Source organism: Nostoc sp. DSM 114167, assembly GCF_052692655.1.
The window spans coordinates 513678-532651 of record NZ_CP195116.1 but is presented as its reverse complement, the minus strand read 5'-3'; the positions used below and the strand labels follow the sequence as shown (position 1 = coordinate 532651).

The window sequence follows — 18974 nt, the reverse complement described above, 5'->3', positions numbered from 1 at the left end:
TCCCTGCCCCTCTGCCCCTCGGTCACTGAGCGTAGCCGAAGTGCTGCTCCCCTGCTCCCTTGCCCTGAGCGAAGTCGTTCGCGCAGCGTCTCGTAGAGAAGGGCTGCTCCCCTGCTCCCTGCTCCCTTGCCCTGAGCGAAGTCGTTCGCGCAGCGTCTCGTAAAGAAGGGCTGCTCCCCTGCTCCCTGCTCCCTTGCCCTGAGCGAAGTCGTTCGCGCAGCGTCTCGTAGAGAAGGGCTGCTCCCCTGCTCCCTGCTCCTCTGCCCCTCTGCTCCCCTGCCCCTCTGCTTCCCTTCCCCGTGTAAGAGTGTCCAATTTATTGTTCCATTAGCAGTAATTGCTAGAATCTAAAGCTAGGGCCGCCCTCTGCTTGCCAGTCCTAACTATATTTATGATGATCTTGAACAAAGGCTAAATATCGATGATCGTCTGCCCTAATTGCAATCATCCCAACCCTGATGGCGCTGTCCAATGTGAAGCTTGTTATACACCATTACCTGCGACTACTAATTGTCCCAGTTGTGGGGCAACTGTGCAGGCAGATGCTGCATTCTGTGGTCAATGTGGTTATAACCTTCACTCCGCAGGTGTTCCACACGTTCATCCCGCAGTAGCTACAACAGTTACTCCCGATATTCCCGTGGAAGTGCCAGCGTTAGTTCCACCCGATCCACTGTTAGAACTTTTACAACCAGATGCCTTGGGAGTGAGTAAATATACTAACTCTCATCCTCCGGAATCATCTTTACCACCAACAGAGATGGCAGTTCCCCCAGAACCAGCGCCACAGATACCTGTTGCAGAAAGCAGTCCTCCAGAACCTGTGTCAACCGTTGTAGCTCAACCTGTAGTCTCTGGACAAAGTAGTATTCCGACTCCACCACCTGTGGAGCCAGCACCAGCCTCCCAAGCCGAAGTATCCCCGCCAGCAGCACCAGCACCAACTGCTGCCAGAACGCAATTGCAGCAGGTTACAGCGCGGTTACTCCACGTTCAAAGCGATCGCTTAATTGAATTGCCGCAAAATTTCTCTGTGATTCATATCGGCAAGCCTAATGACCGGATTCCTCCAGATATAGATGTTTCAGGGTTTCCCAATTCCGAAATTGTCTCGCGGATTCATGCAGATATTCGTGTCGAGGGAGATGCTCATTATGTAGAGGATGTAGGAAGTTCTAATGGCACTTACATTAACAATTTGCCACTTTTACCAGGGAACCGTCATCGCTTGCGACCAGGCGATCGCATCAGCTTGGGTAAAGGAGACTTAATGACATTCCTGTTTCAACTTGCTTAACTGATTATCACTCAATTGTGACATTGGTCTAAGTATTTTCTGCCCATCCTCCGGCATCCATTTTGGAGGATAAACACTTGAACCGTATCATACAAGCGACGGATGGCTATGTTGTTTTTGATAGCGCCATAGTTTACAGCCGTCGCTTTGAAGTGCGAATTGTTGCATTCCTCAGCAACCCTAATACCTCAATAATTACATTAGGATAGATGAAAATATACTGTCAAGATTAAATTGAAGGAATAATCTATAATCTAAAATCCAAAATTGAATGCCCCACGAATTAATCGGGGGATAATCTTAATTCCAAAATCTAAAATCTAAAATCTAAAATTGAGTAACTTATGAGGAAATCAAACAAAAATTTTGAACCCTTGCTGACTAAAGAAGCCCCGTTAGTTGTTGAGCGTATGGGGCTAACCTGGCTAGTTGGAGCAGCGATCGCAACTGCTTTGTTGTGGCAAGTACCAGGAGGAGATTATATCTTATACCCATTTACAATTCTGGCAACTTGGTTTCATGAAATGGGTCACGGTTTAATGGCACTGCTATTAGGGGGACAATTTCAGAAGTTGGAGATTTTTAGCAATGGTTCTGGTGTCGCAACTTATGGTATCCGGTCGTCATTGGGGCCAATTGGCCCAGCAATAATCGCCGCAGCCGGGCCAATGGGGCCGCCTCTTGCCGGTGCAGCTTTAATTCTGGCTTCCCGCAGTTTTACAGCTGCTACCCTCTGTTTGAAAATTTTAGGAAGTTTTTTGCTGTTGTCGGCATTAATTTGGGTGCGTTCCTGGTTTGGATTAGTAGCAATTCCTTTACTGGGTTTAATAATCTTAGGTATCGCCCTAAAAGCCCCTCGCTGGGCACAAGGTTTTGTCATTCAATTTCTGGGCGTACAAGCTTGTGTAAGTACGTACCATCAACTTGATTATCTATTTAGTAGTTCTGCTGGCCCCCTTGGTGCTTCTGATACAGCGCAAATGCAGCGATATTTGCTTTTACCTTACTGGTTTTGGGGCGGGTTAATGGCGATCGCATCTCTGGTGATTTTAATCCAAAGTCTCCGCGTTGCCTATCGTTCGGAGTAACGAGTAAGAAGCACCATCAAAAGGCGATTGAATCTTTAACTCAAAGAATTACCGAACATCAAGAAAAGATTAGACCGGAATCAGAAAAGAGTTTTGCTGACGAAGGTCTAATTAAGCATTGGAAAAAAGAGATTCGTGCTTTTGACAAGGCAATCCAACAAGCGCGTAAAAGATTGGGACAATAACTAAAATATGCAGATTAGCGATCGCCCTCTTGCAATAACCAATTCAACCCTTAGTACCTTGATTGCTGAATTAGGTATAGAATGCCTGAAAGTACAAGCCTTAAGAGCTAATTTGTAAACTCAAGTAAAGTACTTGTCTTGCAAGGATTTCAGGAATTTGAGTCAAAAAAATACTTATTCGCTGAAACTCAGACCTAGTAACGAGTTGAGTATCATTCAGATTTTCTTTACGAATCAGCTCTAATTAACCAGCTACAGTTAACTAGTTTGACTGCGAACCAACAAGCTGAAATTCTAGCAGAACTCCTAGCTGCTGCGGTTCATCTGTATAATCATTGTGACGAAGATTTTCAGACGCTAATTACTGAAGAAATGGAAAATTTGCCTGATGATGAGGATTAAAGAAGAATTCCGAAGTCAGGAGTCAGAATTAAGAGTTTTTATCAGTATAATAGCCTGGATATTGTTAAAAAATTCGCCGCTAATAACTCTTGCCTCCGCGGTTTGATACTCTAAACATGTCCACCCAACCCATAATTCAAAGCATATACACCGATGGTGCTTGCACCGGTAATCCTGGCCCTGGCGGTTGGGGTGTTGTTGTCTACTTCAGCGACGGCTCAATCCACGAAATGGGCGATGCATCCCCTCATACCACTAATAATAAAATGGAGATGCAAGCTGCGATCGCCGCCCTTCAATTTCTGCAAACATCTCAACAAACCCAATCCATCACCCTTCATACCGATAGCGAATACCTGATTAACTGTGTTACCAAGTGGGTGAAAAGCTGGAAAAACAAAGGCTGGAAAAAGTCAGATGGTAAACCCGTCCAAAACCAAGACCTTTTAGAAACCTTAGATGAACTCAATACCCAACAAGTAAAATGGCAATACGTTCGGGGACATTCTGGTAACATAGGTAACGAACGTTGTGATGCGATCGCTCGCACTTATGCCAGTGGCAAAATCCCTTCGCTACAACAATTATCTTTCACAGATTTTCATAAATCTTTACCTACCAAAAATGACCTAAATGTAGCAAAAGTAGCTGATTATGAAAAAAACTCTCGAATAACTAACCAAAGTCCCCAACAAATCAGTACTTTTGCACCAGAAATAACCTTTATGGAACCATCAACTGGGCCAACTGCGGCCGTGACCGATGAAAAACCGCTAGAAATGAGGGTTTCGCAACTCCGCAGCTTGGTCGAAACTCTGCGTATAGCTGACGAAATTTCTGAAAAAGGCTACTTAATCACCAGTTCTGAGTTAGCAGACTTGATGGATGTCCACGCCAGTGCTGTCACCAGTCGTGGAGATCAATGGCGCTGGCGAAATTGGATAGTGTCACGGGTACGCCGTGAAGGAAATCAAATTCTTTGGGAATTGGAACGCGGGGATCGAGTAGGAGGTGAAGAGGAGTAGGGAGCAGGGGAGCAGGGGAGCAGGGGAGAAGTAGCAGTAAGTCTTTCGCCTCTGCCCCTCAGCCCCTCAGCCTCTTGTGCCCAATGCCCAATGCCCCACTATATATACTTGCGTCCTCGCCACTCGCGCGGGGTGCGGAATGCAGATAAAAAGATTCGTAGCACAGCTAAGGGATCGGCTAAAGGGGAAAGCCAAAATAACCAGCTACCTTTAGCGTTTGTGCGATCGTAAGAAGGTGCGATCGCTATTAGCATCGCAAAACGAATCACCAGCAAAAATAAATTCAGTCCCAGCAGCAGGAGTGCGGGAGTGGGCGCAGATGAGAGAGTGGGAGAAATCAACAAAAAAGTCAGGACAATTAAAAAGGGTAGACCTTGAACAGATGCGAGTAGCCATAAATCTCCCCACAACTGAAAGCGAGAAGTTGCATCTTTAAGATCGAGACTCCGCCCCCATTCTTTCCACGTCTCCATCGCCCCTTCATACATCCTTACCTTTAATACCTTTGCGCCATCTAAAAAGCCGACCTTATAACCTTGAATAGCAATGTTGCGTGCCAACGTGACATCATCACAAAAAGAATTACTCGCACTGCTATAACCACCCACAGCAGCTAAAACAGAGCGACGACACAAAAAACACTGCCCATTTGCCATTACCCGTTCTGGTTGCTCTGTATTGATCCCCGCTGGGTCAAATCGGTAAAGCAAAGTCATCAACAAAGCCGGTTGTAGCCAGCACTCCCCAGGATATTTGAGGATGAATTGAGGTGATAGAGAAACCAAATCATAGCCTTGTGCTTCGGCCGTCTTTAACAACCCAGCAACTAAACCAGGATGCGGTTGGATATCAGCATCCAGCCCCAAGAACCACTGACTAGCCTCGGAACTATATAGAAAACCATTATGCAACGCCCAAGGACGCCCCACCCAACCAGAGGGTAAGGGATCATCTGTCATCAGGCGAAAGCGCGGATCTTTCTGCTGTGAGGCTTTGACTAAATCGGGAGTGCCATCACTCGATTTACTGTCTACAACCATAATTTCCCGAACTTCGTAGCTTTGCTGACTTAAACCAGCCAACAGAGGGCTAATACGAAGCGCCTCGTTCAGTGTGGGAACAACGATGCTAACCCTACCCAAAAGCTCAGGTGTCGGTTGTTGGGGTTCTATTGGAGGATGGCGTCTTGGCCCTTTTAACAGGCGCGAAAACAGAATCGCCGTTGCTGGTACTTGGATAAGTAGCAATAAAAGAGAGATGGCGTTTTCTACTATCAAAGCGTTGTCATTAGTCATTAGTCATTAGTCATTAGTCATTGGGCATTGGGCATTGGGCATTGAGAAGAGACAAGGTAGACAAGGAAGAGGGGGGAGATAAGGGAGAGACTTGTTTAATAATTCCCCCTTGTCCCCTTGTCCCCCTTGTCCCCTTGTCCCCTGCTCCTCTGCTCCCTCTGCCTCCCCACTCCCTAATTTCTAGACTTATTTCAAGGCAACTTCAACCTTTGCTACTGATACTTCTTTGGTTACTGGTTCAACAGTAACTTGAGCCGATGTGGTTGAACTCCTTGACCACAGCACCATAGCCGGAATTACACCTAGCAACAAGCCAAGTAACACAGGGATAAAGAATCCAGCGGCCAAACTGAGTCCAGCGGCGAATGCAAAGTTAGTTAAATAAACGACTAAAGGCAGATTTAGTTGCGATCGCTCTAATTGAATCGAGGTATTTCTCCACAATAATCCTGTCACACTCATAAACAGAGCGCTAGTACCAAACCAACCTATATAGTTCTGGTAAGGTGTTCCAAAGAAAGCTCCTGGTTGTTTCCAATACCAAAAGGGCAGAGAAGTTTGACTCATAGCCGGTTCAAGGGCAAAGTCCCAGCAAGTGAAGAGCAAAGCACCAACGGCGATCGCAGCAATATGGCGACCCCAACTGGGTTTTTGAGCCACTTTCAAACCAGTTCTCGCAATTAAGTAAGACGACAGCCCAACATAAAACCAAGATAAAGGAATTGTGAAAGGAACTAGCCCCCCAATCTTATAACCCAAGCCACTCAAGTAGCTATAATCACCAAATGGAAAACCTGTACTGGTTCCCAGTAGTTCACTCCCCAATGAAATAAACATAGCCGGCAGCATAAATGCTAGCCAAGTTCCGAATCCCAGCGTCCGGTAGGCATAAATAGAGACAGCTACTGTCCCTAAGATGATATCAACTACACCGCCGCCAGCCATACTTAACTGTACGGCAGTTTCTCCTACCTGCGATAAGTTGAAAATTATTTCGGCATTAGGTACTACCAGTAGCATCCCTACCAGTCCAAAAGCTTTTGACGCGATATGACCAATGAGGCATACGCGTTCAGCAATAATAAGTTGTTTCATGATAATTCCTTAACAAGATGTGACACGCGGCGACTCGGCTGCTAACAGTTTACAAATCTTTAACTACTTTGTACCGCAATTCTCGACAAACTTGTTTGGCTTTCTGGTAAATAGCATAAAAGTCTATTGATTGAAGTTATAAAATATAATGCTAAACTTCCTAGTTTAAGCCATAAATTCAAAATCTCCATAATTTTATCTATAAGAACTTCTGGTTTCCGATCTCACTAATACCCGTATCGCAAACAACTCCTTTGATACTGGGATATGCTTAAGGAAGGACAACGATCGTAAACTAAGCAAATCCTCAAGCAAAATAAAGTCTTGAGTTAGTAAACTTATTTATGCGATAAGACCTTAACCCTGTACTAGAAATATAAACCCATGTCAATTTTGAAAAGAGTTCCTTGGGTGTCCCTAGCACTAGTACTGCTGAGTTACAGTACTTTGGGCTGGGTAATATCAGAAACACGTGCTCCTATATTTGTGTGGGTGGCAACTGTAATTGCTATCTTGCTTTTAATCATAACGTTGACCGCTCCTTGGCCAAAGATGACATATTACTACAGTATTTTTCTGCAATCAAATACCAGGGCTTTTGCTGTTGCCGTCTTAGCAGCTTTCTTATTCTTTATTATGGTTGCCTGGTTTCGGGTATTTCTTGATACTTTACTCATAATTTCAGCGACTATATTAGTCAGGATAGACTTTCAAAGAGCGGGTCTTAGAAAAGGATTAGCTTTTTCGACTGCCTCTATCTTTTCATTGGGAGGTTTAGCTTTGGGTGCGCTAATCTACAAGTTTATATATTCCCATATTCTGTTAACGTGATAAAGTATACCCAAAAAAACAAGCCATGCCTGGATTGGGTTGCACCAATCCTTTACAAGCAGCATTATTTACCTACTATTTCCTGTGTAGCTCAAATTCCCAATTTCTTAAAAAGTCGAGAATTTTGTTCTATACTTACTTGGGTTCAAAATGCAGGCTGTTCAAATAGCAGTAGAGATAGGAAAAAATCCATAATAAAAATGGATACCCAACTCGTAACAACTGCTTTTGTTGCCGATTCTCCTACTTCCTTTGCTCCCCCTCTCGTAGTTAAACCCCAACTACAGCCAATGACAGCAACCAGCACTCCAAAAATAAACCCTTTTAGCAAAATAATAAACAAATCTGACGGTTCTAACAAATTTCTGACTGATTCTAAAAATGTTTCGGGAATAATTTGGTAGAACTTTGATGCGGCAAAAACTCCGCCAATGATGCCTGTAACTAAAGCCAAAATCGTCATCAAAGGCACCATCAAACAACAAGCAATTACTCTAGGAAGTACTAGATAATCAATTGGATCGGTTTTGAGCATATAAAGTGCATCAATTTGTTCGGTGACTCGCATTGCACCTATTTCCGCTGCAAAAGCAGAACCTACTTGTCCTGCCATAATACTAGCGGTCAAAATTGGAGCTAATTCTCTACAAAAAGCTAAGGCAAAAGCACCTCCCACTGCATCAACAGCGCCAAATCGTACTAATTCTCTCGCTGTTTGAATAGTAAAAATCATTCCTGCAAAACCGCTGACAAGGAGAACTGGAGAGATAGAACCTGGCCCAGCGGTAACAAGATGTTGCAAAATCTTGCGATAGTAGGTTTTCCCTTGGAGTAAATGTAACCACACTTGACCAAAGAGCAGTATTGCTGCAAAACAGCGTGTAATCCCAGATTGCTCAAATTTTGTTTTTGGTTGCAATTTTATCGTCCTTACGACTGACTTTTTTTGCACATTTGTTGTGATATCAATTTTCCAAAATTAGACTACAGATACAAATGGTGGGAACCCAGCCAGATGTAATCTGACTTTCTCAATTGAATAGACGCACTAAGCGCGGCTTACCGCAGCATATTACGAATTGGTATTAGGGTATGGTACATGAACAGACGCACTACTACCGCAAGGCGGAATTCAAAATTTAAAACTCAAAACTTGTACTGAGCTTGTCGAAGTATTCAAACAGGTATACAGTATAACTGTTTCATTTATTTGGAATGTGTGGTTGATGTAAGCCGTGTTGTACTAGATGTTGACCCTCAAAGTAAAGGAGGCGTTTGGGCATGGTTCAATTGAGCTTAGTAAACTTTAACGGAAAATAGCACATAAAGCATTATGAGCTTTTTAGCTGCTCTCATGCTTTGTGTGCGATGGAGTTGCAATCTCTGGTTTGTCAAACTAGGAAAAGTAATTGAATCAACTCAAAGGGTTGAAAAATTTAATAATATTTCTAAATAATGTTAAACAATTTTTATGAGCCGGATTAAATACATCATATTTATGTTGCTATTAATACTACCTTTCTCTGTGGTATATCCGGCTTTTGCATCTGTATGCCGTAATTACTCTGTCTACGACGGTCTACACCACCAGATTTGCATTCTCAGTATCAGCCGAAGTGCCAAAAATTATTGGGAATACAAGGCAATTGTTAGCGTAGATGGCATAAAAAGACCTACAGAGGTTTACAATTGTCGCGAACGAGTCAAGGTTCAACAAACTGGGACTGTTTTGCCTTTTGAGCAAAAAGATCCAGGTGAGATGATATGCAGCTTTTTTAATTCTTCTCGGCGGTAAACACGCGCCAGATAATGAAGACGGTAAAACCTAAATAGATGAATACTGTTAGCCATTCTTGCCAGCTACCAAATGCATTGTTCATTAGCAAAAGCCGGAAAATTAATATTTATCAATCCTACACGCTGATGCTACCAGTAGGTTGCTGTATTTTAAAAGTTACAAATCACTAATCAACCTCGCCTTACGGAGAAAGAATTGCAGCACAGTTTCTTCACGGGAAATAATATCAACCCTACCCTCCATACCCAATTGAATATGACACTGGTTTTTCCCTTTACCTAAAACCAGAGTTTCTGGTTCAATTGTGACTTCATAAAAAGCACCAGGCGCAGTAGCTTTTGGGCTAGTAGTCCCATTCATTGATGTATTTGTGCCATTCTTTTGAGGAGTCATTGCATCTGGAGAAATCGTTTGCACTTGACCATTCAGAGTACCATAATCTGGGTAGGGACAAGCGCTGACCCGCATTTGGACTTTTTGACCAATTTTTAACTTACTTTGATCTTCAGATCCTACTGCTGCTTTCAAAATTTGAGGCGCATCAGTGGGGACAATTTGCAATATTTCCTCGCCAGCACGCACAGTTTGACCTGGGTTTCGCAGATTGAGTTGGGAAATGATACCATCAGCGGTAGCTGCGATCGCAGTTTGAGCTAAATCTATTTCGGCTTGTTTGAGTTCGCTAGTATCATGCTCTAACTGCTTTTCAATTTCAATTCGTTGGTTAACTAGGGTTTGGCGTTCTTTTTCTAATGTTGCTTTATTGCTTTCCCCTCCGGCTTTTTCTTGAGCGATTCGCTCAGTAGCAACAGTTACAGCTGCATTACTTGGATTTACGGCAACTTGGGCGCGTTGTCTTCTGGCAATGGCAGCAGATACCGCTTGTTGTAACCGTTCAATTGTCTGTTTTTGTGCTTCCACTGCTGCTGCTTGGGCCTTTACCGCTTGCTCTTGCTGTCTGGCAGATAATTGTGCTTCTTCAAATTGATCCTGAGATAGCGCCCCTTGGTTAGCTACAGTCTCATATCGTTTCTGTTTTGACTGAGCTGCACCTAATGCAGCTTCAGTCGCATGGAGATTTGCTTGTGTTGTTTTTAACTGTGCTTCCCCAGCTAGTAATTCTTTCTCAGCAATTTTGACGTTAGCATCAGCTTCTTGAAGTTCGGAAACAGTGGTCAGATTTTTATCTTGATATTCCCGACGGCGACCGCTCAATTCGGCTTGAGCGCCAGTAATAATCCGGTTAAGGCGGTCAGTTTCGGCTCGAATCTGGCTGTTGAGGGAACTAATCTGGGCATTAATTTGCACTAGTTGTAGCTTAGATTGTTGAATACTAGTTTGCAATTGGCTTTTTTTGGTTTGTAGGCGGGAGTCATCAATAGTTGCGATCGCATCTCCTTTTTTGATTAGTTGATTTTCTTTGACATAAATGTGCATTATCTGACCTTCAGTTGCAGCTTGCACAATTCGCAATTCACCCGCCGGACGCACAACCCCCTGTGCTTGGACTGTAACCTTATACTTACAAATTGCAGCAAGTGGTACAGCTAATCCGAGAACGCAGAGAATAAACATACCGCCCCATGTTGTCCAACGGGTAATTGGTGGGAGAAATTCGTTTGTTTGAATTGGGGGGAGAAAATTTGTGTTGCTAACCATGACGTTTTACAAATTACGAATTATCTTAATTAATGGTGGCAGTTTTACCGTTATGATGAGCCGGGGAAGATATCAGCGCCAACCCATTATGGTAAGTAAAAATATCATCTAAGAAATCTAAATGTTCGCCAGGTAAAGAGCGCAATTCTTCTGGTGTACCTTGGATTTTTAAGCGTCCTTGTTCTAAAAATACAATTAAATCTGCTCTCTGTATCACCTTGGGACGGTGACTAATTAAAATAGTCGTTTGATTTTGACGATGGGATAAAAGTCTATCTAATACTTGTCTTTCGCTTACTGGGTCGAGTGCGCCTGTGGATTCATCTAAAATTAAGACTGGTGGCTGAGTAACTATGGCTCTGGCTATGGCTAATCTTTGGCGTTGTCCACCAGAAAGATTTGCCCCAAATTCTCCTAAAACAGTTTGATATTTATCAGGGAGTTTGCTAATAAATTCATCTGCACCTGCAATTTGACAAGCTTTGACAATTTCTTCAAAACTAATATGCGGATAGCTAAACTGGAAGTTATCAATAATCGAACGACTCCAAAAGTGGGGTTCTTGAGGAACTAATACCACTTGTTGACGCAAACATTCTAAAGATAAATCTTGCTGATTATAAAAACCATAACGAATATTGCCAGACTCGACTTTATATAAGCCTGTAAGTAATTTTGCCAGGGTACTTTTACCACAGCCAGATTTGCCAATTAAAGCAATAACTTTACCGCCAGGAATAGTTAAGGAAAAATCTTGGAGGAGGTCAACTCTACCTGCGTGATGAAAGTTAAGTTCACTGCAAGTTATATCTGCATTGCCAGGAATTTGTGCCCAAGGCTTTTTAAAATCATTCTCGGATTCTGGGGTAGCGTCAATCACTTCTGTCATCCGTTGCAGGACTATCTGGGCTGTGATAAACTCATCTACTAAGCCGATCGCAGCACCTAAGAAGCCAAGAAAGTTGCCACTCATGCCGTTATATGCCATTAATTGACCAATTGTTAAGGTGTGATTAATGACTAAATAGCTACCTATCCAAAGGACGCCGATACTAATGAAGGTAGAAAGAATGCCAGTAACCGTACTGCTATACAGTCCCAATTTCATCATACTCCAGCCCAAATTGGCAAGGCGACCATAATTTCCTTGGTATTCTGACCAAGCTTGGGGAGTGGCTTGGGTAGTTTTTAATACTTGGATGCCGCGAAATGTTTCTACTAAAAAGCCTTGGTTTTCTGTACCAGAAACAATTAGATTTCGGGTTTTCTGGCGCATCGCGGGTAAGAAAAGTAGGTTAACACCCGTGACAACTATAAATGCAACTATGGAGGCGAGAGTTAGTTCCCAACTGTAAAAGAGCATAAAACCCAAGGAAATTACCGCAATAAAGAATTGACTGGGTAATCCGAGGACAATTTGGGAAACTAAATTATTAATGGCTTTGACATCGGCAATGCGGCTGACAACTTCCCCACTGCGTCGTCCTTCAAAGTAGGAAAGGGGTAAATGTAAGAGTTTGCGTCCGTATTCTAGAATTAATCCTAATTGCAATCTTTGACCGAAGTGACCGATCAGGTGAGATTGGACTAAACTAATGGCGCTTCTAATTAAGTTCATGGCGATAACGCCAATGGCGACAGTAGTTAGTAGTTGGGTATCACCTCGTACTAAGACATCATCGGTGAGGAGTTGCATCATGAAGGGAGACGCCAAAGAAAGCAATCCAATAGCGATGTTAATGGCGATCGCTTGAGCGAGAATAGAACGATAAGGCCAAACTCGTTGCAGATATCTTCCCAAACCGCCAATTTTATCTGATTCTTGTTGATAAAAACGACTGTCGTCTGGAGTCAGCAGCAGCATTACGCCATTATTCCAACCCGCCATTAACTCTTTACGGGTAAGATGACGAATACCAACACCAGGGTCGGCAATGACGTATTTTTTGGCTTTTTGCCCGTATAATACGACCCAGTGGTAGCCTTTCCAGTGGATAATTGCTGGTAAGGGAGCTCGATCTAATTGGTCGATTAGTTGGGGACTAGCTTTAACTTGGCGGGCGTTGAATCCTAGTACTTCTGCACCCCGCTTCAATCCTAGCAAGGATGTTCCTCTAGAACCTGTGCCTACGGCTTCTCGGACGCGGTTGAGGGTAAATGTGCGTCCGTAGTGTTTGGCAATTGTGGCAAGACTTGCTGCGCCACAGTCTTCTTCACTGTGTTGAAGGACTATTTGGTATTTCATTGTCAAAACAAATGGTAATGGAAAAAGAGAAGTCGGGGAGAAAACCCCGACTAAAGATGATATTTAGTTTGTGAAACCTAAATATCTAAGTACTAAGCTATTTCTGGAAAGTTCTACCAATTTGAAAAATGATTGCGATATATGGATTGTCCAAAAGTTTAGGGACTTCCAAATAAAAAATATTCAATTATTTATTGTGGGGTGGGCGTCTCGCCCGCCTTTGTTTATTGGGCGCTCATATTGCCCACGCCACAATATTGGATAATTTATTTCTTGGAGTTCCCTTATTCACTAACTCTTTTACAATCCAAAATCTAATAATCCAAAATGGTACTACTCAGGTCGGTTTGTAATCTCCTCAACTGACTGAGTAAGATACTCTGTACCTAGAACCGCCCCCACTTATAGTAGTTCTTTGTATGCCGTTTGTTGGACCGGAGACGGAAAAACCGCCTAGAGCGTCGTCAGAGTCCGGCCAATCACTATCGAAAAAGCTGATTTCTGCATTTTCAAAGAAGGTAAATTCCCAACCGAGATTTTTACCATCTCCTGCACTCATACCACCTACATTGAGTTTACTGGTTATCTCGTCAACAGTGACGTTAGCATAAACGTCATCTTGGCTAAAAGTATCTGCACCATCTTTCAGACAAACTATACTACTTACATAGAGGTTATATCCTCCTTCAATGACAGACGCTTCTTCTGGTGTTAGGTTAGTGAAAAGTTGTTCTTGAGCAACAATAGCAGCGTTAGTAGAAATGATTTTTGACATGGTTTTTATCCTTGATTGTAATTTACTAGATACACTTAAGAATTGCAGATTAGCCTACCTTGTTAATTAGATCGTATAGAGATAATTAAGTAGCTTTTAAAAAGTTGCATATTTGTGGGATCAAATTGCGGCTGTAATCATCGAAATTTTGTTCTGTTTTTGACAAACTTATTCAATGATTCCGCTAGTCTCCAAAGAAAGCATCTTTTTAAATGAACTTCTCTGCATATCACTCTCTACGATTACTTTTAGTCTTTATGCACTGCGATCGAAAATTGGCTAAATAGGGTTGAGGATTACGTCATTGCAAGATTGGAACCACTTAGAGCCGCCAAAACCCCCAGTAACATAGTTTCTGCTAAATTCTGGGACACTTCCGTTCCAGCCTGGTGGAACACTCAAATTAAGAATTCCTCCAGAGCGGATTCCACCTCTAGGGACATCAGCCCATTGCCCGATAACCGTATCGCCAATTCTTGTTCCTTTGTATACATTAGTCCAGGTTCTTCCGTCATCAGCGCTCATTCCCAGCCACCAAATTTCATTGCCAATTTGCCTAACGTAATAAGTGCCTCCGTCATCCGAATGCCAAATTCCATTGAAGTCTGGAGAGGCAATACATAGAGCTTGCGCTGGCTGGTTTAGCACTAACGGCATGGTTACAACTGAAATCGGAATCACTGACAGAGCTACAAGTGTTGATAATCCAAAACCGAGTTTTTTAACTTTCTCTTTTTTTGGCGAAGGTATTTTTGTTCCATCACTGTTGGTATCTATATTGTTAGAGATTACATCGCCATTGGCATCGTAAGTATAAGTTGTAGTTGAGGTCATAAATTTGTGTTCCTTGATAAATAACTAACCTCAGAAATTCAAATCAGTATGTGTTTGACGAAATTATCCAATGATTTAGCAATTAACCAAAAAAAAGCATTTTTTTGTGGTATTTATTAGCTCAATCTCTTTGCATATTACTCTTTACGAATACTTTGAGTTTTTATGCACTTGCAGCAGAACTATTTTGAAAAATCTGGCAAATCCTTATACATGGAAAAATCGGGGCACTTGCCCCGACGTTATATTGTATTCAGCTTTTTAGCCCAGATTTTTGAGTTGTGCGTCCGCCCACGTTAAAACGGCGGTCTAATAACCCAAATCCATTAAAATGGACTGTAATCTTCAGTCCTCTGAGTGAGGACTTTTGCTATCAGACAGGGATTTTAATCCCTGGCGGACGTTCGGTTTGATGTTAAGTTGACACCAATGGCAACATGAGCGCCCAGTTCGCAGGACGGGCGAGACGCCCATCCTACAAGAAATATTGGGATATTTTATTATTTGTCAGTCCCTTAACTCTAACCTCGAAAATTCAAATCAGTAAATCTACTTGAGAATTGCAGATTAGTCTACCCGATAGAGTTCGATATCATATGGATTGCCAGGAGTACTTAGGTTGTCTTGAAATTCATACACTCCTCCATCGGCCAAATTGTATTTTTTGTATTGCTCGTAGCCACTTCGACCGTCAGAGTCAAATTCAATGATTCCTCCACTGTAAGCAGTCCATATACGATCGGAGCCAGGTGATGGATCGCCTGTTGTTGTACCATCGACGGTGTAGGGAATATTGTATCCCGTTTTGTTTTTAACTTCAAAAACTTCGTAACCGCCACTAATTGTTTCAGCAGCTTGTTCGTCAAGTTCTTCAATTAAACCAAAAGATTCTAGGCAGCTTTGATTAGTTAACATGGTTTTTCTCTCTTTGTTAATTAGATGATGCAGAGATAATTAGGTAACTTTTAAGAAGTTGCATATTTGGGGAATAAATTTGCGGCTGTAACTATCGAAATTTTGTTCTGTCTTTAACGAACTTATTCAATGATTCCGCTAGTCCCCAAAGAAAGCATCTTTTTAAATGAATTTCTCTGCATATCACTCTCTACGATGACTTTTAGTTTTTATGCACTTGGATGAAAAATTTTTTGAAAAATCTGTAAAATCCTTACGCAGCAAGGAATTAGCTTTTGTACCTATGGCTGTATAATTGTAATCAGCTATGTTTCAAACAACGGCAAGTATTCCATGCAACCCCGACAGGGCATTATTGAAATCTTTTCTACGTTTGTGCAATTCGATCTAGATCAATTTAGTGGTTGGGCAACAGATGCCAAACTGCGACGTAGTATGAAATTTTGCCTGGAGGAGTCGTCAACTGAGAAATCAGATACCTTTTGGGCGCTTTACTGGTATAGAGTTTGGCAGACTGAATCTAGTGCTGTGGCACTTGCACATATTTCTGCTTATTTACAAGAGGTGTGCTATTGGACTGCTAGAAAATTCGCCCTCAACTTTCCCACGCAATCGTCTGTAGCCGATTGTTTTCAGATGGCGATCGCTCATATTAACAAAATCCTCAAAACTTTCAACCCTCAATACAGTTCGCATTTAAAAGCTTACGCACAATTAACTTTTGAATCGATTATCAAAGATGCAGTGCGCTTACAACGGGAAGCAGACATTTGCTCAGACTGGGCATTATTGCACAAACTCAGCCACAAACGACTAGTGCAGTCATTAGAAAATGCCGGATTTAACGCCGAAAGCATCGAGAGTTATGTTTTAGCCTGGGAATGCTTTAAGGAACTCTACACAGGTGACAATACAAAAATTCGTCAGCTTGCCAAACCAGATGCTCAGACTTGGGAGGCTATTAGTCATCTTTATAATGCAGAACGTTTGGGCCGATTGAGTTCGCCCTCTGCCGTCGTCAATCAACAAACCATAGAAACCTGGGTATTATCTGCTGCTAAAGCTGCCCGTAATTTACTCTATCCTAAATTTGTTTCCGCAGACGCTCCCCTCAAAGAAGATGAAGGTAATTTATTAGATATACTGCCTGTAGATTTGCAAACATCTTTACTAACGGAAATTATTGAGCAGGAAGAAGCTGTGAATATGCGATCGCAGCAAGCTCAGTTAAACCAAGTTTTGCACAAAGCGATCGCTGCACTCGATGCTGAGTCCCAAAAAGTACTACAAGCTTACTACGTTCAACAACTGACTCAACAAGAAATTGCTGCCCAGCTAGAAATGAAGCAATATACTGTTTCTCGTCGCCTGAGCAGCATTAAAAAGTCATTGCTCCTGACTCTCACACAATGGAGTCAAAACACCTTGCATATTTCCCCTAAATCCGACGTAGTAGATGCCATAAACACAAGTTTAGAGGAATGGCTGAAAGTCCAATATAGCCATACCCAGATTCAGTAGACATCTTGCAAAAGTAACAAATGCCAAGATGTTGGGGTGCATGTTAAAGGTTACTGAGTAAGGAAAAATTCTATACCTTTACCCTTTACCCTTTTCCCTTTACCCCACAATGCCTGCCAAGATGTTGGGGTGGATGTTAAAGGTTACTGAGTAAGGGAAAATTCTATACCTTTACCCTTTACCCTTTACCCTTGTCCCCACAATGCCTGCCAAGATGTTGGGGTGGATGTTAAAGGTTACTGAGTAAGGGAAAATTCTATACCTTTACCCTTTACCCTTTTCCCTTTACCCCACAATGCCTCCCCTCTCCCTAACATGGTCTTTATATGAAGCCATTCTAAAATAATTTATGTTGAACCCACCTGCCCCATTCACCATTGACTCACAGCATTTATACTTGGAAATTACCCAATCTCCAGAAGTGCAAGAACAACCATACTCAACAGCTGGTGCTTGTCAACGTGGGTGGATAAATCAAAAATGCTTGCAAGCATTTTTGCCTTGGTTCAAAGAGGAAATTGCTCCCGGCGCCAAGGTTTATCCTAACAGTGCGACATTGCCGAGTTTTTGGGAAGTAGTCAATGGCACAGCTATTACTTTCGATCGCGATCGCCTGGTATTAATTCCCACTTTGGCAATAGATGACGATGAGTTACGCGTACCCCAAGAATGGGTAGATATACCAGAGTGGGTTGCTGATTATTACATAGCAGTACAAGTTAATCCTGATGATGGTTGGATAAAAATTTGTGGTTATACAACCCATCAAATTCTGAAAACAAAAGGAATTTATGATGCTGGCGATCGCACTTACAGCTTGGAAAGTGAAGATTTAATTCCAGATATTAATGTGCTGTGGGTTACACGCCAACTCGATCGCTCAGAAGCCTTACGTGCTGAGATTGCACCAATAGAATCTATTGGCAAAACCCAGGCGGAAAACCTTTTAGAAAGATTGGGCGATCGCGATGTGAAATTCCCACGTTTAGCAGTTCCATTTTCACTCTGGGGTGCGCTCTTGGCACATAGCGGTTGGCGAAAAAAGTTGTATGAACTGCGTCAGGGTTTACTCATACAGCGATCGATTCCGCAATGGTTACAGACAGGAGTAGCCAATTTAGCTCAACAGTGGGGATGGGAAAAAAGAGAATTCCTTGTGGTACCTGCCGGAATGCGGAGTGCAGAACCAGTTCTCGGCTTGTCTCGGCAAATAAAAGTTGCAGAGCAAACATACGAGTTACGCATTTTCCCTAAAAGCGCTTCTGAGGATTATGTTTGGCGTTTTGAATTGCGAAGTACAACTGTTGATAGTCAAATTCCGGCTGGATTTAAACTCCGATTACTAACGGAAGATTTACAAGCTTTTGAAAATAATCAAGATACGGCAACAACTGCTGTAGATATGTTGTATTTGGAAGTAATTTTGGAACTAGGAGAAGGATTGGTTTGGGAAATAGAACCCACTCCTGAAGATTATGACCGAGAGATTTTGCGGTTTTAAGTTTTACCTTCAAAAATATTCATGTTTAGCTTGTATTATTTGCTCTTACACTGAATTTAACTACACACAGTAGGCAATTCATTTAGCAACCAAGATATATAGCAGGGTGTAAGGGCACGATAGTGCCCATAGGTGTCAATTTAACCTGAAACCTTTGTCAAGACGTGATATTGAGTTCATTCGCTTATGGTTACTCACAGCGTCACCCCACCTCGGTTTTGTCTAAAGCCAAAACTGCCCCTCCTCGATGCCTTGGGGCTTCGGTGTACACACAAGTCGAATTACCCCCCTCAATCCCCCCCCTTCGACAAGCTCAGGGCATCGCTTGTAAAGGGGGGAAGCCGGAAATCCAGTTCCCTCCCCTTTACAAGGGGAGGGCTAGGGTGGGGTAAAGCCTATGCCCAATGCCCAATGCCCAATCAAATAAGATATCACTTTACAAGGGGAGGGCTAGGGTGGGGTAAAGCGTATCTGCAACAAGCGTTTAAGCTCAAGTTGACACCAATGG

The 18974-nt window shown here is 42.6% G+C and carries 17 protein-coding genes; 9 read left to right on the top strand and 8 right to left on the bottom strand.

Translation table 11 applies throughout. The annotated features are described in order from the left end of the window. Nucleotides 1-421 precede the first annotated feature (421 nt). The 5 genes from NSTC731_RS02245 (at nucleotide 422) to rnhA (ending at nucleotide 3997) form a co-directional block, all read left to right on the top strand. The gene (locus tag NSTC731_RS02245; RefSeq protein ID WP_445629436.1) at nucleotides 422-1297 is read left to right on the top strand and encodes an FHA domain-containing protein; all 876 of its coding nucleotides are present in this window, start codon (nucleotides 422-424) and stop codon (nucleotides 1295-1297) included. A 77-nt stretch (nucleotides 1298-1374) separates the two neighbouring features. After that, the gene (locus NSTC731_RS02240) at nucleotides 1375-1506 is read left to right on the top strand and encodes a hypothetical protein (RefSeq protein WP_445629435.1); all 132 of its coding nucleotides are present in this window, start codon (nucleotides 1375-1377) and stop codon (nucleotides 1504-1506) included. 135 nt (nucleotides 1507-1641) lie between these two features. Further along, nucleotides 1642-2385 carry a M50 family metallopeptidase gene (locus NSTC731_RS02235; protein ID WP_445629434.1) on the top strand — a complete coding sequence of 248 codons (744 nt, stop codon included), beginning with the start codon at nucleotides 1642-1644 and terminating at the stop codon, nucleotides 2383-2385. 452 nt (nucleotides 2386-2837) lie between these two features. Next, nucleotides 2838-2972, top strand: coding sequence for a hypothetical protein (locus NSTC731_RS02230; protein WP_445629433.1), 135 nt, complete (start codon nucleotides 2838-2840; stop codon nucleotides 2970-2972). A gap of 116 nt (nucleotides 2973-3088) precedes the next feature. Continuing rightward, the gene (gene rnhA, locus NSTC731_RS02225; protein WP_445629432.1) at nucleotides 3089-3997 is read left to right on the top strand and encodes a ribonuclease HI; all 909 of its coding nucleotides are present in this window, start codon (nucleotides 3089-3091) and stop codon (nucleotides 3995-3997) included. A 98-nt stretch (nucleotides 3998-4095) separates the two neighbouring features. On the opposite strand, the gene cruG is transcribed toward rnhA, so the two are convergent. Continuing rightward, the gene (gene cruG / locus NSTC731_RS02220; RefSeq protein WP_445629431.1) at nucleotides 4096-5292 is read right to left on the bottom strand and encodes a 2'-O-glycosyltransferase CruG; all 1197 of its coding nucleotides are present in this window, start codon (nucleotides 5290-5292) and stop codon (nucleotides 4096-4098) included. Between the two features lie 186 nt (nucleotides 5293-5478). Then, nucleotides 5479-6387 carry a gamma-carotene 1'-hydroxylase CruF gene (gene cruF, locus NSTC731_RS02215; RefSeq protein ID WP_445629430.1) on the bottom strand — a complete coding sequence of 303 codons (909 nt, stop codon included), beginning with the start codon at nucleotides 6385-6387 and terminating at the stop codon, nucleotides 5479-5481. A gap of 384 nt (nucleotides 6388-6771) precedes the next feature. On the opposite strand from cruF, the gene NSTC731_RS02210 reads away from it, so the two are divergent. Further along, a complete protein-coding gene (locus NSTC731_RS02210; RefSeq protein WP_445629429.1) occupies nucleotides 6772-7218 on the top strand; it encodes a hypothetical protein in 447 nt (148 codons plus the stop codon). A gap of 145 nt (nucleotides 7219-7363) precedes the next feature. Here NSTC731_RS02210 and NSTC731_RS02205 read toward each other — a convergent pair whose 3' ends face one another. Then, nucleotides 7364-8137 carry an MlaE family ABC transporter permease gene (locus NSTC731_RS02205; protein ID WP_445629428.1) on the bottom strand — a complete coding sequence of 258 codons (774 nt, stop codon included), beginning with the start codon at nucleotides 8135-8137 and terminating at the stop codon, nucleotides 7364-7366. A gap of 552 nt (nucleotides 8138-8689) precedes the next feature. Between NSTC731_RS02205 and NSTC731_RS02200 the strand changes: the two genes are divergently transcribed. Next, the gene (locus tag NSTC731_RS02200) at nucleotides 8690-9013 is read left to right on the top strand and encodes a hypothetical protein (RefSeq protein ID WP_445629427.1); all 324 of its coding nucleotides are present in this window, start codon (nucleotides 8690-8692) and stop codon (nucleotides 9011-9013) included. Nucleotides 9014-9172: 159 nt separating this feature from the next. On the opposite strand, the gene NSTC731_RS02195 is transcribed toward NSTC731_RS02200, so the two are convergent. The 5 genes from NSTC731_RS02195 to NSTC731_RS02175 form a co-directional block, all read right to left on the bottom strand. Further along, nucleotides 9173-10675, bottom strand: a complete 1503-nt coding sequence (locus tag NSTC731_RS02195; RefSeq protein ID WP_445629426.1) for an HlyD family efflux transporter periplasmic adaptor subunit — start codon at nucleotides 10673-10675, stop codon at nucleotides 9173-9175. A gap of 25 nt (nucleotides 10676-10700) precedes the next feature. Beyond that, nucleotides 10701-12920: a peptidase domain-containing ABC transporter gene (locus tag NSTC731_RS02190; protein ID WP_445629425.1), complete on the bottom strand. Its 2220-nt coding sequence runs from the start codon at nucleotides 12918-12920 to the stop codon at nucleotides 10701-10703. 358 nt (nucleotides 12921-13278) lie between these two features. Further along, nucleotides 13279-13695, bottom strand: coding sequence for a hypothetical protein (locus tag NSTC731_RS02185; RefSeq protein WP_445629424.1), 417 nt, complete (start codon nucleotides 13693-13695; stop codon nucleotides 13279-13281). A 279-nt stretch (nucleotides 13696-13974) separates the two neighbouring features. Then, nucleotides 13975-14529: a hypothetical protein gene (locus NSTC731_RS02180; protein WP_445629423.1), complete on the bottom strand. Its 555-nt coding sequence runs from the start codon at nucleotides 14527-14529 to the stop codon at nucleotides 13975-13977. A gap of 567 nt (nucleotides 14530-15096) precedes the next feature. Continuing rightward, a complete protein-coding gene (locus tag NSTC731_RS02175) occupies nucleotides 15097-15444 on the bottom strand; it encodes a hypothetical protein (protein WP_445629422.1) in 348 nt (115 codons plus the stop codon). Between the two features lie 333 nt (nucleotides 15445-15777). On the opposite strand from NSTC731_RS02175, the gene NSTC731_RS02170 reads away from it, so the two are divergent. Then, nucleotides 15778-16965 carry a sigma-70 family RNA polymerase sigma factor gene (locus NSTC731_RS02170; RefSeq protein WP_445629421.1) on the top strand — a complete coding sequence of 396 codons (1188 nt, stop codon included), beginning with the start codon at nucleotides 15778-15780 and terminating at the stop codon, nucleotides 16963-16965. Between the two features lie 349 nt (nucleotides 16966-17314). Continuing rightward, nucleotides 17315-18466: a DUF1822 family protein gene (locus NSTC731_RS02165; RefSeq protein ID WP_445629420.1), complete on the top strand. Its 1152-nt coding sequence runs from the start codon at nucleotides 17315-17317 to the stop codon at nucleotides 18464-18466. Nucleotides 18467-18974 lie beyond the last annotated feature (508 nt).

Bases quoted from the DNA above. Each gene is read 5' to 3' on its own strand.
- NSTC731_RS02245 (WP_445629436.1), top strand. From the start codon at position 422: ATGATCGTCTGCCCTAATTGCAATCATCCCAACCCTGATGGCGCTGTC.
- NSTC731_RS02235 (WP_445629434.1), top strand. From the start codon at position 1,642: ATGAGGAAATCAAACAAAAATTTTGAACCCTTGCTGACTAAAGAAGCC.
- rnhA (WP_445629432.1), top strand. From the start codon at position 3,089: ATGTCCACCCAACCCATAATTCAAAGCATATACACCGATGGTGCTTGC.
- cruG (WP_445629431.1), bottom strand. From the start codon at position 5,292: ATGACTAATGACAACGCTTTGATAGTAGAAAACGCCATCTCTCTTTTA.
- cruF (WP_445629430.1), bottom strand. From the start codon at position 6,387: ATGAAACAACTTATTATTGCTGAACGCGTATGCCTCATTGGTCATATC.
- NSTC731_RS02210 (WP_445629429.1), top strand. From the start codon at position 6,772: ATGTCAATTTTGAAAAGAGTTCCTTGGGTGTCCCTAGCACTAGTACTG.
- NSTC731_RS02200 (WP_445629427.1), top strand. From the start codon at position 8,690: ATGAGCCGGATTAAATACATCATATTTATGTTGCTATTAATACTACCT.
- NSTC731_RS02195 (WP_445629426.1), bottom strand. From the start codon at position 10,675: ATGGTTAGCAACACAAATTTTCTCCCCCCAATTCAAACAAACGAATTT.
- NSTC731_RS02190 (WP_445629425.1), bottom strand. From the start codon at position 12,920: ATGAAATACCAAATAGTCCTTCAACACAGTGAAGAAGACTGTGGCGCA.
- NSTC731_RS02185 (WP_445629424.1), bottom strand. From the start codon at position 13,695: ATGTCAAAAATCATTTCTACTAACGCTGCTATTGTTGCTCAAGAACAA.
- NSTC731_RS02180 (WP_445629423.1), bottom strand. From the start codon at position 14,529: ATGACCTCAACTACAACTTATACTTACGATGCCAATGGCGATGTAATC.
- NSTC731_RS02175 (WP_445629422.1), bottom strand. From the start codon at position 15,444: ATGTTAACTAATCAAAGCTGCCTAGAATCTTTTGGTTTAATTGAAGAA.
- NSTC731_RS02170 (WP_445629421.1), top strand. From the start codon at position 15,778: ATGCAACCCCGACAGGGCATTATTGAAATCTTTTCTACGTTTGTGCAA.
- NSTC731_RS02165 (WP_445629420.1), top strand. From the start codon at position 17,315: ATGTTGAACCCACCTGCCCCATTCACCATTGACTCACAGCATTTATAC.